The sequence below is a fragment of the Aeromonas sobria genome (genome assembly GCF_006243315.1).
GTDB lineage: Bacteria > Pseudomonadota > Gammaproteobacteria > Enterobacterales > Aeromonadaceae > Aeromonas > Aeromonas sobria_A.
In genome coordinates, this window is sequence record NZ_NKWE01000090.1 from 20056 (window position 1) to 36042 (window position 15987).

9 protein-coding genes are annotated in these 15987 nt (G+C 57.1%); 6 read left to right on the forward strand and 3 right to left on the reverse strand.

The annotated features are described in order from the left end of the window. The first annotated feature begins 3 nt into the window (after positions 1 to 3). The 6 genes from prc (at position 4) to CF137_RS21645 (ending at position 11911) form a co-directional block, all read left to right on the forward strand. Positions 4 to 2019, forward strand: coding sequence for a carboxy terminal-processing peptidase (gene prc, locus CF137_RS21620; protein ID WP_139721599.1), 2016 nt, complete (start codon positions 4 to 6; stop codon positions 2017 to 2019). A gap of 143 nt (positions 2020 to 2162) precedes the next feature. Further along, positions 2163 to 4787 (forward strand): aminopeptidase N, encoded by a 2625-nt coding sequence (pepN, locus tag CF137_RS21625; RefSeq protein ID WP_139721601.1) that lies wholly within the window; start codon positions 2163 to 2165, stop codon positions 4785 to 4787. Between the two features lie 71 nt (positions 4788 to 4858). Next, positions 4859 to 5080 carry a DUF2835 domain-containing protein gene (locus tag CF137_RS21630; RefSeq protein WP_139721603.1) on the forward strand — a complete coding sequence of 74 codons (222 nt, stop codon included), beginning with the start codon at positions 4859 to 4861 and terminating at the stop codon, positions 5078 to 5080. A 278-nt stretch (positions 5081 to 5358) separates the two neighbouring features. Continuing rightward, positions 5359 to 10197, forward strand: a complete 4839-nt coding sequence (locus tag CF137_RS21635) for an NAD-glutamate dehydrogenase (RefSeq protein ID WP_139721605.1) — start codon at positions 5359 to 5361, stop codon at positions 10195 to 10197. A 77-nt stretch (positions 10198 to 10274) separates the two neighbouring features. Beyond that, on the forward strand, positions 10275 to 11285 hold the full coding sequence (gene pyrD / locus CF137_RS21640) for a quinone-dependent dihydroorotate dehydrogenase (RefSeq protein ID WP_042023386.1): 1011 nt from the start codon (positions 10275 to 10277) through the stop codon (positions 11283 to 11285). Between the two features lie 89 nt (positions 11286 to 11374). Further along, the gene (locus CF137_RS21645) at positions 11375 to 11911 is read left to right on the forward strand and encodes a cell division protein ZapC (RefSeq protein ID WP_101317123.1); all 537 of its coding nucleotides are present in this window, start codon (positions 11375 to 11377) and stop codon (positions 11909 to 11911) included. Positions 11912 to 12295: 384 nt separating this feature from the next. Here the strand turns inward: CF137_RS21645 and CF137_RS21650 are convergent, their stop codons facing one another. From CF137_RS21650 to CF137_RS21660, 3 genes are all read right to left on the reverse strand, one after another. Next, a complete protein-coding gene (locus CF137_RS21650; RefSeq protein ID WP_331463411.1) occupies positions 12296 to 13939 on the reverse strand; it encodes a methyl-accepting chemotaxis protein in 1644 nt (547 codons plus the stop codon). A 73-nt stretch (positions 13940 to 14012) separates the two neighbouring features. Then, entirely contained in the window at positions 14013 to 15239 is a 1227-nt protein-coding gene (locus tag CF137_RS21655; protein WP_139721609.1) for an EAL domain-containing response regulator, read from the reverse strand. Between the two features lie 13 nt (positions 15240 to 15252). Next, positions 15253 to 15987: chemotaxis protein CheB (locus CF137_RS21660; RefSeq protein ID WP_139721611.1), on the reverse strand; the 735-nt coding region annotated here is incomplete at its 5' end.

A 15987-nucleotide genomic window follows, 5' to 3' on the forward strand; every position in this document is an offset into this window, starting at 1 on the left:
CAAATGTTGAAGCATGGCGTAATTCGTTTTTCCCTCGTTGCCTGTAGCCTGGCGCTTGCCGGGCTTGCACAGGCCATCGAGCCGGTGCTCAAGGAGAGTGATTTGCCTGTGTTGGCTCAAGAGAGCCAACATGCTACGGCCAGCAAGCGAATTGCCAATCTGTTTACCCGCTCGCACTACAAACAGTTCAAGCTGGATGATGCCTTTTCCTCCGTTGTTTTTGACAAATATCTGGAGAATCTGGACTACAGCCGCAATCTGTTTTTGGCCTCTGACATCAGCCGTTTTGACAAATACCGTAATGGTTTTGACACCGACCTCGAAAGAGGCCGTCTGGCACCTGCCTACGAGATGTTCAACCTGAGTCAGCAACGGCGTTATGAGCGGTTCGAATACGCCCTCAAACTGCTTGATACTCCTTTTGATTTTACCCAGACCGACAACTATCAGTTTGATCGGGAAGGGGCGGCTTGGCCCAAGGATGAAGGCGCACTCAATGAGTTGTGGCGCCAACGGGTCAAGTTCGATGCCCTGAGCCTCAAGCTCAGTGGCAAGGAGTGGCCCGAGATCAAGGAGCTGCTTGGCAAGCGTTACAACAACGCCATCAAGCGGATGTCCCAGACCGAGAGCGAGGATGTGTTCCAGCTCTTCATGAACTCCTTCGCTCGCGCCATCGAACCGCATACCAGTTATCTCTCTCCCCGTAATGCCGATCGTTTCAACACCGAGATGAACCTCTCGTTGGAAGGTATTGGCGCCGTATTGCAGGCCGAAGATGACTTTACCGTCATCCGTTCTCTGGTGCCCGGTGGTCCGGCTGCCAAATCAACCCATCTCAAGGCCGATGACAAGATCACCGGTGTTGGTCAGGAAGATGGCAAGATTGTCGATGTGATTGGCTGGCGTCTTGATGACGTGGTCGAGCTCATCAAAGGGCCAAAAGGGAGCAAGGTGAAGCTGGAGATCCAGCGTGGCAAAGGTGCTGCACTCAAAACCGAGCAGGTCGAGCTGATCCGCGACAAGGTGCGCCTTGAAGATCGTGCCGCCAAGTCAAAGGTAGTCACTGCCGAAGGCAAGAAGATCGGTGTCATCGAGATCCCCAGTTTCTACGTCAATCTCCACGACGACGTGATCAAGGAGCTCTCCAGCCTGAACAAGCAGAAGATCGATGGTCTGATCATCGATCTGCGCGGTAATGGCGGTGGTGCCCTGACCGAAGCCTCTGCCTTGAGCGGGCTGTTCTTCGCCAGCGGCCCCGTGGTGCAAATTCGTGATCACATGGGCCGTATCACGGTCAATGGCGATGATGATGGCAACATCTATTACGGTGGCCCCATGTCGGTGATGATCGACCGCTACAGCGCCTCGGCGTCCGAGATCTTTGCTGCTGCCATGCAAGATTATGGCCGCGCCCTGATCCTGGGTGAAAACTCGTTCGGCAAGGGCACGGTGCAACAGCATCGCAGCCTCGCCAAGGTCTATGACTTCTACGAGCAGCCGCTGGGTCATGTGCAGTACACCATCGCCAAGTTCTACCGGATCAACGGTGGCAGCACCCAAAACAAGGGCGTTGCGCCGGATATCAGCTTCCCGACGCCGGTTGCTCCGGAAAAGACGGGTGAAAGCCGCGAGTTCAATGCGTTGCCGTGGGACAAGATTGCCTCCGCCAACTACCAGACGCTCGGTAACTTCACCAGTCAGCTGCCCAAACTGCAGTCGGCTCATGAGGCCCGGATCGCCAAGGATCCCGAGTTTGCTTATGTGATGCAGGACATCGCCGACTACAAGGAGGAGAAAGACAAGAAGTCTGTCTCCCTCAACGAGGCGGAGCGTGTTGCAGAGCAGGCGAAACAGGATGAGAAAGCACTCAAGCGCACCAACGAGCGTCTGGCTCGTCTTGGCAAGCCAGCGGTGAAGAGTCTGGATGAACTGCCCGCTGATTTTGAAGCGCCCGATGAGTATCTCATCGAAGCGGCCAACATCACGGCAGATCTGGTCAAGTCCAGCAAGCGCAGCTGAGCAAGCTAGCATAATGAACAAGGGCGACGCGGGTCGCCCTTTCTTTTTGTCTGGCATATCTGACGGTATGCAAATTGTTTGACCCCGCCAGTTGGTTGTGACAGCCTCTTTCTCGCCTTTAACAAGCGTGGAAGCAGACAATAATGACCGATCACTCCCAGGCCATGACGGCCAAATATCGCCAGGATTATCAGGCGCCGCTCTACTGGATCGACACCCTTGACCTCGATTTCCAACTGCAGGAGCCGCTGACCCAGGTCACCGCCATCACCCGCATTCGCCGCAATGGCGAGCACAATGCACCGCTGGTACTCGATGGTGAGCAGCTGACCCTGAAAAGCGTTGCCATTGATGGCATTCCCTGTGACCACTACGAGCAAGGCGAGAGCAGCCTGACCCTGTTCAACCTGCCTGCCGAATGTGTGCTGACCATAGTCACCTTGCTGGATCCGGCTGCCAACACCGCGCTGGAAGGGCTTTACAAGTCTGGCGATGCTTACTGCACCCAGTGTGAAGCCGAGGGTTTTCGTCGCATCACCTATTATCTTGACCGCCCCGACATTCTGGCGCGCTACAGTACCCGCATTACCGCCGACAAAGCTCAATTCCCTTTCCTGCTCTCCAACGGCAACAAGGTCGACAGCGGTGAGCTCGATGGCGGCCGCCACTTCGTGCAGTGGCAGGATCCTTTCCCCAAACCGAGCTACCTGTTTGCGCTGGTGGCCGGTGATTTCGATGTGGAGCGCAGCCACTACACCACCAAAAGCGGCCGCAAGGTGGCCCTCGAGATCTTCGTCGACAAGGGTAACCTCGATCGCGCCGGTTTCGCCATGGAGAGCCTCATCAACTCCATGCGTTGGGACGAGCAGCGTTTCGGCCTCGAGTATGACCTCGACATCTACATGATCGTGGCGGTGGACTTCTTCAACATGGGCGCCATGGAGAACAAGGGGCTCAACATCTTTAACTCCAAGTTCGTACTGGCCAATCCGGCCACTGCCACCGACAGTGACTACCACGGTATCGAACGGGTGATCGGTCACGAATATTTCCATAACTGGACCGGTAACCGCGTCACTTGCCGCGACTGGTTCCAGCTCAGCCTGAAAGAGGGGCTGACGGTCTTCCGGGATCAGGAGTTCTCCTCCGATCTGGGCTCCCGTGGCGTCAACCGCATCAACAATGTGCGTACCGTGCGTGGCCCGCAGTTTGCTGAAGATGCCGGCCCCATGGCGCACCCGATCCGCCCGGATGTGGTGATCGAGATGAACAACTTCTACACCCTGACCGTCTACGAGAAGGGGTCGGAAGTGATCCGCATGATGCACACCCTGCTGGGGGAAGATGCCTTCCAGGCCGGTATGCGTCTCTACTTCGAGCGTCACGATGGCTCGGCCGCCACCTGCGATGATTTCGTGCAGGCGATGGAGGATGCTTCCGGTGTGGATCTCGGCCGTTTCCGCCGCTGGTACAGCCAGTCCGGCACGCCAGAACTGACCGTCACTGACCAGTACGATGCCGCCAGTGGTATCTATCGCCTCCACGTGAGCCAGCACACCCCGCCGACCCAGGATCAGCCGCAGAAGCTGCCGCTGCACATCCCCTTCGACATTGAGCTCTATGACCAACAAGGCGCCGTCATTGCGCTGCAATATCAGGGCAAGGCCATCGGCAATGTGCTCGATGTGCTGGAAGCGGAGCAGACCTTCGAGTTCGATCAGGTGCCGGTCAAGCCGGTTCCCTCCCTGCTGCGGGACTTCTCCGCGCCGGTCAAGCTGCACTATGACTACAGCGATGAAGCGCTCGCCTTCCTGATGCGCTTTGCCCGCAACGAGTTTGCCCGTTGGGATGCCGCCCAGATGCTGATCAACAAGGCGGTCATCGAAGGGGTGGCGCGGGTGCAGCACGGGCTGGGGGTTGAGCTCTCCCAGACCCTGCTGGCAGCCTTTGTCGCCATTTTGGACGACAGCGAGCTGGACTTGGCCCTCAAGGCGGAGCTGCTGGCGCTGCCCGGTGAGGCAACCCTGGCCGAGCTGTTCGAGGTGGCCGATATCGACGCCATTCATCAGGTGCGCGACGGGATCCACACCTGTCTTGCCGAGGCCTTTGGCTCGCGGCTGGCGGCTACCTATCAGAGCCTGCGTCTGAGCGGTTATCAGGTGGTGCACGCCGACATGGCCAAGCGGGCCCTCAAAGGGGTGGTGCTCGGCTATCTGGCGGCGCTGGACTCTGAGCATGCCGACGCGCTGGTGCGCGAGCAGTATGCAACTGCCGACAACATGACCGACACCCTGGCGGCGTTGCAGGTGGCCAACGGCTATCTGCTGCCATGTCGCGCTGCACTGCTGGCGGATTTCGAGGGCAAGTGGGCCAAGGATGGATTGGTGCTGGACAACTGGCTGCGGCTGATTGGCAGCAAGCCCGCCGCCGATGTGCTCGGCGAAGTGAAACAGGCGATGAGTCACCCCACCTTCAGCATTCGCAACCCGAATCGGCTGCGGGCGCTGATCGGCAGCTTCGCCATGAGCAATCAGGTGCAGTTCCATGCGGTGGATGGCAGCGGTTACCGCTTCCTGACCGATCTGCTGATCGAGCTCAACGAGGTCAATCCGCAGGTGGCATCCCGCCTCATCACCCCGCTTATCCAGTTCAAGCGACTGGATGAGGCGCGCAAGGCCCTGATCCGCGCCGAGCTGACCCGTCTGGCCAACCTTGAGGGGCTGGCACGGGATCTGTTCGAGAAGGTAAGCAAGGCGTTGCAGCAGTAAGTACCGACGGGGCAGGGGCGTTGAACGCGTCTGCCCCTATTATGTGATTTGCCGGGTGATCAGGAGCAAGCGTGAAGCAGTTTACTTTTCGGCTCTCATTGAGCAGCGATGAGGTGATGCTGATGTATCAGGGCCATGCCAAAAGGCTGGTGGTGCGCAGCGAACAGGGGTTGACCCTGGAACTTGGCATAGAAAAAATACGGCCCTTTGTCGCCATCAATGGTGTGCATGGCTACTTTCGGCTGAAAACCCAGGATGATTACCGCTTTCTCAGTCTCGAACGCATAAATTAACAAAAATCGAACAGATTACCGACTGTTTATCTGCTTTGCGTCACTATCTATCCGGTAAACTGGCACAAAGGTAGTGGGAATTTCTGTATTTTTGGTTATTTGCAAAATTTCTCACAGTTTAAGCCGTGATCTGCACCTTGTTTTTAACATCTCGTTAGCACCTCTTCTCGCCTTCCCTTATCCAAGCCATTACACTTCGCAACAACTCTGCACCAGCGGGTAACCAGGGTGGTTGCCTCTGCGTCGGTGGTTAATGTCGTCCGATAAGGAATATAAAAATGGCATTGAAAGACGCCCCTACCTCAGTTTTGCTCGAAAACGTTCTCAGCCTGATCCATCAGAAGTTGCCCAAAAACAGTGCCTCTCTGGTCGAGCGCTTCGTTGCCAAGTTTTACGGCAACATGGCGAGCTCCGATCTGCACGATCGCAATGATAGCGATCTCTACGGCGCGGCCCTGAGCCTGTGGAATGCCCTCAATCAGCGTACCGGCACCGACCCCTATATCCGGGTCTACAATCCCGAGCTGACCCGTCACGGCTGGCAATCGCCCCATACCATCGTCGAGGTGATCCTGCAGGACTCCCCCTTCCTGGTGGACTCCATCCGGATGGCGCTCAAGCGGCTCAATATCACTGCCCACATGATGCTGCACCAACCGCTGCACCTGATCCGTAGCGAGGATGGCAAGATTGGCGCCATTCTCGAGCTCGGCAACACCGACGGGCAGACCTCGGTCGAAACCGCATTCCTTATCGAGATTGACCACCTCACCAGCGAGGAGCAGATGGCCGCGCTGGCAGCCGAGCTCAACTCGGTGGCCGGTGAAGTGGCGCTGGCGGTCGGCGACTGGCAGCCAATGCTGGCCAAGCTCAATGAGATCATCGACGAGCTGCCCAAGCGCAAGAGCCCGGTCAGCAAGGAGGAGGTGGCCTCCTGCGTCGCCTTCTTGAAATGGGTGGCTGCCCACAACTTCACCCTGATGGGCTATCGCCGCTATGACGTCAAGGCGGTGGAGGGGGATCACGAGATCCTGCCGCAGGCCAGCTCCAGCCTGGGTCTGATGAAGAACTCCATCAAGGAGGTGGGCCAGCGCCTTGGCAATATGCCGGCTAGCGCCCGTCACGCCGCCCTGAGCTCCGATCTGCTGATCCTCACCAAATCCAACAGCAAATCCCGGGTGCACCGTCCGGCCTATGTGGATTACATCGGCATCAAGCGCTTCGATGAGCATGGCAAGGTGGTGGGGGAAGATCGCTTCATCGGCCTCTACGCCTCTTCCATCTACAACACCAGCGCGACCCAGATCCCGCTGATCAGCCATCGGCTGGAGCGCATCATGGCCGCCTCCGGTCACGAGAAGGGCTCCCACGCCTACAAGGCGCTGCTCAACGTGCTGGAAACCTATCCCCGTGACGAGTTGATCCAGGCTCGCGAGGAGGAGCTGCTGGCCACCGGTCTTGGGGTGCTGGAGATGCAGGAGCGGGACATGCTGCGGCTGTTCGTGCGCCGGGATGTCTATGGTCGTTTCTTCTCCTGCATGGTCTATGTCACCAAGGAGCGCTACAACACGGCGCTGCGGATCAAGACCCAGCAAATTTTGCAAAAGTATTTTGGCAGCGACATCGATGTGGAGTTCAACGTCTACTTCACCGAGGGCGTGCTGGCGCGGACCCACTACATAGTGCGGGTCAACAACAACAACGTGGATGTGGATGTGAACGAAGTACAGAACAACCTGATTGAAGCGGCCCGCAGCTGGGACGACCGACTCGACTCCGTGCTGCTCTCCCACTATGGTGAGGCCCGTGGCAACGAGCTGCGCCGCCGTTTTAGCACCGCCTTCCCCCGCGCCTACAAGGAAGATGTGCTGCCGGGCTCTGCCGTGGCTGACATCATGGCGCTCGATAACCTGAGCGAAGCCGAGCCGCTGGGCATGCTGTTCTACCGTGCGCAGGAAGAGGAAAACGACCGTCGGGTACGGCTCAAGCTGTTCCACCGCACCGAGCCCATACACCTCTCCGACGTGCTGCCGATGCTGGAGAACATGGGGCTGCGGGTGATCGGTGAAACCCCGTATCAGGTTCGCACCCCGAGTGGCGATCTGTTCTGGATCCTCGACTTCTCCATGCTGCTGCGTGGTGAGCAGCCCTTTGATCTGGCCCAGAGCCAGCAGCGCTTCCAGCAGGCGTTTGCCGCCATCTGGAACAAACAGCTGGAAGATGACGGCTTCAACCGGCTGGTACTGGGGGCGGGTCTCACCGGTCGTCAGGTCTCGGTGCTGCGCGCCTATGCCAAATACATGCGCCAGACTGGCGTCTCCTTCAGCCAGTCCTACATCGAAGAGACCCTGACCCGTTATCCCGAGATCGCCCAGCAGCTGTTTACCCTGTTCGAGCAGCGCCTCGACCCCGCTGGCAAACAGGACGCCCAGGCAGAAGCCAAGCTGCACGAGGAGCTTGCCGCCAAGCTGGATCAGGTAGCCAACCTCGATGACGATCGGATCATTCGCCGCTATGTGGAGATGATCGACGCCACTCTGCGCACCAACTACTACCAGCGCGACAAAGCGGGCAACATCAAGCCCTATATCTCCTTCAAGCTGGCCCCCTCCAGCATCACCGACATGCCGCTGCCGTTGCCAAAATTCGAGATCTTCGTCTACTCGCCGCGAGTGGAGGGGGTGCACCTGCGCTGGGGTAAAGTGGCCCGTGGCGGTCTGCGCTGGTCTGATCGCAAAGAGGACTTTCGCACCGAGGTGCTGGGTCTGGTGAAAGCCCAGCAGGTCAAAAACACCGTGATCGTGCCGGTGGGGGCCAAGGGCGGTTTCTACTGCAAACAGATGCCGGTGGGGGCAACCCGCGCCGTGATTCAGGAGGAGGGCAAGGCCTGTTATCGCCTGTTTATTCGCGGCCTGCTCGATGTGACTGACAACATCATCGGCGGCGAGGTGATCCCGCCAAAATCCGTGGTACGCCACGACGAGGATGACTACTACCTGGTGGTGGCCGCCGACAAGGGCACGGCGACTTTCTCCGACATCGCCAACGAGATCAGCCTCGAATACGGCCACTGGCTCGGCGATGCGTTCGCTTCCGGCGGCTCGGTCGGTTACGACCACAAGAAGATGGGGATCACCGCCCGCGGGGCCTGGGAGTCGGTCAAGCGTCACTTCCGTGAGATCGGCGTCAACTGCCAGACCACCGATTTTACCTGCGTCGGCATCGGTGACATGGCGGGGGATGTGTTCGGCAACGGTATGCTGCTCTCTGAACACACCCAGCTGGTGGGGGCGTTCAACCACATGCACATCTTCATCGACCCGACCCCGAATGCGGCCAAGAGTTTTGTCGAGCGCCAGCGTCTGTTCGATCTGCCGGGCTCCAGCTGGGATGACTACAACCGCGAGCTGATATCACACGGGGGCGGCATCTTCCTGCGCTCGGCCAAGTCCATCAAGCTCAGCCCCGAGATCCAGACCCTGCTTGGCAGCGACAAGGCCAGCATGGCGCCGAACGAGCTGATCAAGGCGCTGCTCTGCCTCAACGTCGATCTGCTGTGGAACGGCGGCATAGGCACCTATGTGAAGAGCGCTCGGGAGAGCGATGCCGAAGTCGGGGATCGCAGCAACGACGCGCTGCGGGTCAATGGCCGTGATCTGCGGGCCCGCATTGTCGGCGAGGGGGGCAACTTAGGCTTTACCCAACTCGGTCGGGTGGAGTTCGCCAGCCAGGGCGGTCGCATCAACACCGATTTTACCGACAACGTGGGCGGGGTGGACTGCTCCGACAACGAGGTGAACATCAAGATCCTGCTCAACCAGCTGGTGGCTGCCGGGGATCTGACCCTCAAGCAGCGTAACCAGATGCTCTATGAGATGACTGACGACGTGGCGCAGATCGTTATCACTAACGCCTACCGCCAGTCCCAGTCCATCTCGGTCACCAGCTTCCGTGGCACCGAGCAGCTCAAAGAGCAACAGCGCTTTATTCAGGGGCTGGAGCGGGAAGGCAAGCTTGACCGTGCGCTGGAGTTCCTGCCCTCTGATGAGGAGCTCTCCGAGCGGATGGCGGCAGGGCAGGGGCTGACCCGCCCCGAACTGGCGGTGCTGGTGGCCTACGGCAAGATGGTACTGAAAGAGCAGCTCAACTGCCCGGAAGTGACCGACGAGCCCTTCCTCGCCAACATGCTGGTCACCAGCTTCCCGGCCAAGGTGCAGCAGCAGTTTGGTGCCCAACTGGCCGATCACCCATTGCGCTCCGAGATCATTGCCACTCGGGTGGCCAACATGCTGGTCAACGACATGGGGCTCAACTTCGCCAGCCGGATGAAGGACGAGACCGGTGCCTCGGTGGCGGAAGTGGCCTGCTGCTTCGCCATGGCCCGCGAAGTGTTTGGCATGAACCAGCTGTGGCGCGATATCGAAGGGTGCGACAACCTGGTTGGGGCAGAGACCCAGCTTGAGCTGATGTTCTACAGCCGCCGCATCGTGCGCCGTGCCACCCGCTGGTTCCTGCGCGCCCGCAATCGCAGCTGGAGCATCAGCGAAAACATCGCCTTCTTCCGCCCGGCGTTCGAGACATTGGGCTCGCACCTCTACGAGTTGATGGATGAGAGCGAAGTGGCCGAGCATCGTCAGGCTGTTGCCAAATGGATGGAGAAACAGGTGCCTGATGCCATTGCCCGTCAGGTCGCCCACATGAGCAGCCTCTTCTCCTGCCTGGATCTGGCGCAGATTGCCGCGGAGCACCAGACCGACATCCTGCTTGCTGCCAATGTCTACTATCGCCTCGGGGCCAAACTGGATCTGCACTGGTTCCTCGACCAGATCAACCATCAGCCGGTCGGCAACCACTGGCAGGCGATGGCGCGGGCCTCCTTCCGCGAAGATCTGGACTGGCAGCAACGCAGTCTCACTTCTGTGGTACTGGAAGGGTGCAAAGATCAGGGAGAATGCGCTACCATACTGGCCGACTGGATTTCGGAGCATGAGCAACTCTTGTCCCGTTGGACCCATATGTTGGCCGACTTCAAGACCACCAGTACCCACGAGTTCGCCAAGTTCTCGGTGGCCTTGCGAGAGTTGAACCTGCTCCAGTTGAATTGCCGGGCACTTTAATTGCCAGATTAAGGCATGATACCGGCATTACACCCAAAGCCCCGGCCAGTTGCCGGGGCTTTCTTTAAGGAGCAAAGATGTTGTACCCCATCGCCAGGCATTTCCTGTTCAAGCTCAATCCGGAGCAGGCTCACGATCTCTCCATGAAATATTTGCCCCGTCTTCTCGGTACGCCACTCGATTGTTTCTTCCGCCAGAATTTACCCAAACGCCCCGTCACTGTCATGGGGCTTTCTTTTGCCAATCCGCTGGGGTTGGCGGCGGGTCTGGATAAAGATGGTGAGTGCATAGACGCGCTGGGCGCCATGGGATTTGGCTTTATCGAGGTAGGTACTGTCACCCCCAAACCCCAGAGCGGCAATGACAAGCCTCGGCTGTTCCGGGTTATTCCAGCAGAGGGGATCATCAACCGGATGGGATTCAACAACAAGGGGGTGGATCATCTGGTGGCCAAGGTAAAAGAGGCCAAATATCAGGGGGTGATCGGCATTAATATCGGCAAGAACAAAGATACCCCCATCGAGCAGGGCAAGGATGATTACCTGATCTGCATGGACAAGGTTTATGATCACGCCGGTTATATTGCCGTCAATATCTCTTCCCCCAACACCCCGGGTTTGCGTTCGCTGCAATATGGCGAGGCGCTGGATGAATTGCTGGCGGCCCTCAAGGTGCGTCAGCAAGAGCTGGCCGCCCAATATAAAAAGTATGTGCCGCTGGCGGTTAAAATCGCCCCGGATTTGAGCCTTGAAGAAATAGATCAGGTTGCCGCTTCGCTGGTACGTAATGGCATTGATGGTGTGATCGCCACCAATACCACCCTCGAGCGCGAGATGATTTATGACATGCCCCACGCCGGTGAAGCTGGCGGCCTGAGTGGTCGTCCGCTGCAACACAAGAGCACCGAGGTGATCCGTCATCTGGCCAAGGCGCTAAATGGTGCACTGCCAATTATCGGGGTGGGCGGTATTGATAGTGCCATGGCTGCCCGTGAAAAATTGGCCGCCGGTGCCAGTCTGGTGCAAATTTATAGCGGTTTTATTTTTAAAGGACCGGGTCTGGTCAAAGAGATCGTGACCAATATATAAGAAATAGGGTGGAGCCCTTTATTTGATGTTGCTGATTTTATCGACATGGAATAAAGTCGATAGACGAAATATCAAGCAAGGGCTCCAACATGTTTATCCAACCGACCGATAGCTGGCAATGGCACTATGATGCCCAGAGTGACCGTCTGATGTTGGACCTGTCTGATAACATGTTATTTGCCACCGAGTATAAAGGGCGGCAATTGGTGCCCAGCTCCTTTGCTACCCAGCCTTTTTGTGTCGATGATGCCGCTCTCTATTATCAGTTGATGGATAAAGCAGCCGAACTTGATTGGACTATTCCCCATCAGGTGCAAATGGTGCTCAATGCCATCGCTGTCAGTCGCTTTTATAAACCCCTGATGCCGCAAAGCTGGTTTTTTAGTGAACAGCATCCGCTGGTGATCCCGCAAAACGGTGATCTGGTCTGGATGAATACGCCACAGGGTAACGGGGAGTTTATGATTATTGAGGCAGGGGAGCAGGCCAGCGTCTGTTTGAACCTCACCGCCGATCTGGTATTGACCACCAGTAAAACCTTGCCCCGTTTCGGGGTGATCAAGGTGATGAATAACCGGATGAAACCGCGTATTACCGTGACCGAGCAATATCGTCAGGTCAGTTAAGTCGGTGTTCTGTTAACCCGCTTGCCGTTATGGTGGGCGATGCTCTTGCCTTAACGCTGTTTTGTTTGCCATTTGCTTTATTCGGTTTGCTAGAGCCCCCTGCATCTTCTGTAGATTCTCCCTCTGTCGGTCATTTCTCGCCGCTTTCCCAACAGATCAGCGTGCCTTCCTCTTTACTTCCTTTTCATCAATACAGCAAAAAAAAGTGGCGGGATATTATTCCCGCCACAACCTCTGTCACTCACAATTTTCAGACTGGAGAGTACTGAAACTAGAGTACTGAAACTGCTACTTGAACCAATGCTATTTGAATAAACGGAACCTGAATCGATGAGGCTGCTTGAACAGACCACAAACTCGTTGGTTTGTGGTCTGCCTGCTTGCTTATACCTTGAAGAAGCGGATCCCCTGATCCAGCTGCTGAATGATGTCGGTGAGCTGGGATGCATCGTGGTTGACGCTCTCGGCCGCTGCCACGTTTTCCACTGACATCTGGGTGATCTCTTCGACGGATTGGGCAATCAGCTGGCTGGCTGCCGCCTGTTCATGGAGCATGGAGCTGATCTCCTGAATAAGGCCAACCACCTTGCGTGAACTCTGATCGACCTGAGCCATGGTGTTGCTGGAGTGATCCGTGGTCTCCCGCACGGTATCCATGCTGTCGGCGCAGGTATTCATCCCTTTCACCGCGCCAGTCGCCCCTTGCTGGATCGACTGCAGCATCTCGTTGATCTCCTGGGTTGCTTGCGTGGTACGGGCGGCCAGGGTGCGAACCTCATCCGCCACCACTGCAAAGCCCCGTCCCATGTCACCGGCGCGGGCGGCTTCAATGGCGGCGTTCAGCGCCAGCAGGTTGGTCTGGTCGGCCACCCCCTGGATCATCACCGAGATCTGGCTGATCCGGGTGATGTCATCAAACAGCCCCTGAACTTGCTTGGCGGAGTCATTGACCGCTGCCGTTACTCGCACCACCTCTTGGGAGGCCCGCTTGACCTGTTCTTCACCGGCGTGGGCAATCTCGCCAGACTCCATGACCACGGTATTGGCCTGATTGGCGAAGGAGGAGAGCTGGGAGACCGAGGTGGTCAACTCTTCCACCGAGGCGGCGGTATTGGCGGTAGCCAGCGACTGTTGCTGGGAGCTGGTGTTGACTTGCTGCGCGGCGGCGACCAGCTGAGAGGAGCTGGCCGTGAGCCCTTCGGCGGCATGCTGCATGGTCGATACGATATCGCGCAGACTGCGGCGAGCGTTGATCATCGAGAGCTGCATCTGGGTCAGTTCATCATTGCCATCCGAGTTATCTTTCGCAGTGAGATAACCGGCAGCCAGTTGTTTGATCTCTTCCATGATGCTGGCCAGCGGCTGGTTGATGCTGTTACTCAGCAGCCAACCCAGCAGCAGGGAGAAGATGACGGAAATGGTGAGAATGGTGTAGGTCGTGGCAGTGAGGTCAGCGACGATCACATCACTGTCGTTATAGGCTTTGGTGCCCAGTTGTTCATTGAATTCCACCAGCTTGCTGAGCTGGTCGTCGAGCACTTTGAAATTGGCAGCGGCTTCGCCTTTCATCAGTTTTATCGCCGCCTCGTTTTCATTGGCATAGCTGGCGGCCATGGCCTTTTTGGCACTCTCCTTGTAGATAGGCCAGGCCCGATCCGCTTGCGCCAGCGTGGTTTTCTCGGTATCGGTCAACTCGGTGGCGCGATATTTATTGAGCAACCCCTGCATTTGTTGCTCGTAGCCATCCATTTCACGGGCAATGTTGTCCATCCCGGCCTGGGTTGGTTCGATAACATAATCAAATAGTGAGCGGTTATGGTAGATCGCCTGCATATTGGCGTTGGCGAGATCCTTGATGGGGGTGAGATTGTTGATATACATCTCATTCAACATGTCGTTTAGAACGCCGGTATTTTGTTTCCCATACAACCCCACTCCAATGAGGATAAGGTTTACCAGTAAAAATGAGATTATCAATCGCACTTTAATGGAAAACTGACGGATTAGATTGTTCATAGATAGCCTCATGCTAATTGTTAGCGTTCCTTGCAGTGATAAAGCGACTGCTTTTGTACTATTTCCCCCTGGTCAGGGGACAAATTCAATATGGTCTGGCTGGTTTGGTTGATCTGGCTTGCCATTCGGCAAACCAGTTTTCAATTTGGTCCAGCGGCAGAGGGCGGCTGATGTAATAGCCTTGTGCCAGTTCACAGCCCAGCAGGGCCAGCTGTTGCCAGTCCTCTTCGCTCTCAACCCCTTCAGCTACTGTTTTAAGTCCCAATTTTTGGCTCATCACGATCGCTGAGGTCAATATAGCCAACTTCTTGGGGCTGGTATGGGCATCGTGGACAAACTCTTTATCAATCTTGATCTCGGTAAAGGGACAGCGAGATAACTGCTTCATGGAGGAGTAGCCAGTCCCATAATCGTCCATGGCGACGCCAAATCCCCGTAATCTCAGTCGTGCCAGCGTGCCTAACGACATGGCAAGGTTTGACATAACCGTGGTTTCGGTTACTTCGATAATAATGGCGTTGCAGGGCAGTTGATGCGCCTGAACAATATTGACCATGTTCTCGACTAATTTATCGGTGGTCAGCAGGGTGACCGGCATATTAATGGAACAGCTGATGGGAGCAGGCAGGGTAGTTAATCTATTCAATGCCTCGCAGGTGGCATGTAAAAAGGCGTAGAAAAAGTCCAGCGCCAGCGGCCCATGTTCCAGATGATGGACAAAACAGAGCGGCGGGAGCACCCCGTGTTCCGGGTGACGCCAGCGAACCAGCGCTTCAAAACCGTAGAGACTGGAGTCCACCATGGCGATCTTGGGCTGCAGAAAGGGGACCAACTGGCCATTATCCAGCGCCTGCTGTACATCCTCCACGGTAAAGCTGAGTTGCATCCAGTTGTTGCTTTTGCGGTGTTTCAAGGGATCGCAATGCTGGAGCATGCCGTACAAATCACTTTTCCTCAGTGGCTTGGCCAACACCCCGATCACTTCCAGCGTGCCGGCATCGGCGATGGAGTGGATCACGTCCAGTACATCCCGATCGACGGCGCTCATGACTGCGATAAACATCTGGTAGTTGGTCTTTTTTTCCAGCTGGTTGATGAGTTCCACCCCGTCCATGCCGGGCATATTGAGGTCGGTGAGTAGCAGATCCACATGATCGATCTGTTGCAGTTTGTTAAGGGCATCCTGGCCATCGTTGGCAACATGGATCTGGCCAAAGCCCAGCTCCTGCAACAGGCAGGTCACTTCGTATTGCTGGGTGCGTGAGTCATCGACCACCAAGGCACAGCGGCCCTGCCATTGCGCTAATAACATAGCTAATCCCCTGTTAATCCGGACGCGCGAGCGTCTGTGTTATCTGCGAAAGTGACATCACTTCATCGACCCCGCCGTGGGCTATCGCCTCTTTGGGCATGCCAAATACCACACAACTGGCTTCATCCTGGGCAATGGTGCGGGCGCCGGTGTCGTGCAGCTCCCGCAAACCACGGGCACCATCGTCACCCATGCCGGTCATGATGACCCCGAGCGCATTGTGACCCGCACTGACCGCCACCGAGCGAAACAGCACATCCACCGACGGGCAGTGGCGGGAGACCGGTGGTCCCTCTTTCACTTCGGCCAGATACTGGGCGCCACTGCGCTGGATCAGCAGATGCTTGCCGCCCGGGGCAATCAGCGCGACCCCGGGTAGCAGGCGATCGCCGGTCACTGCCTCTTTCACTTCCAACTGGGAGATACCATTGAGCCGATCGGCAAAGGAGGCGGTAAATTTGGCGGGCATGTGCTGGACGATGGCGAGCCCCGGGCAACTGGTGGGCAATCGGGTCAGCAGATATTCCAGCGCCTGGGTGCCTCCGGTCGAGGTACCCACCGCAATGATCCGTTCGGTGGTTTTGAATTTGATCCGCTCGGGCGGGGGGGAGAGCATGGCATCGGCGCTGCGTTTGGGGGCGGGCCCGAAGCCTGCGGGCTGGTGGGCCGGGAGCAGGTTACGTAATTTGGCATTAGCCGCGCCCCGGATCTCCTGGATCAGCTCATTGGCCGATTGCTGCAGAAAGCT

Bases quoted from the DNA above. Each gene is read 5' to 3' on its own strand.
- prc (WP_139721599.1), top strand. From the start codon at position 4: ATGTTGAAGCATGGCGTAATTCGTTTTTCCCTCGTTGCCTGTAGCCTG.
- pepN (WP_139721601.1), top strand. From the start codon at position 2,163: ATGACCGATCACTCCCAGGCCATGACGGCCAAATATCGCCAGGATTAT.
- CF137_RS21635 (WP_139721605.1), top strand. From the start codon at position 5,359: ATGGCATTGAAAGACGCCCCTACCTCAGTTTTGCTCGAAAACGTTCTC.
- pyrD (WP_042023386.1), top strand. From the start codon at position 10,275: ATGTTGTACCCCATCGCCAGGCATTTCCTGTTCAAGCTCAATCCGGAG.
- CF137_RS21645 (WP_101317123.1), top strand. From the start codon at position 11,375: ATGTTTATCCAACCGACCGATAGCTGGCAATGGCACTATGATGCCCAG.
- CF137_RS21650 (WP_331463411.1), bottom strand. From the start codon at position 13,939: ATGAGGCTATCTATGAACAATCTAATCCGTCAGTTTTCCATTAAAGTG.
- CF137_RS21655 (WP_139721609.1), bottom strand. From the start codon at position 15,239: ATGTTATTAGCGCAATGGCAGGGCCGCTGTGCCTTGGTGGTCGATGAC.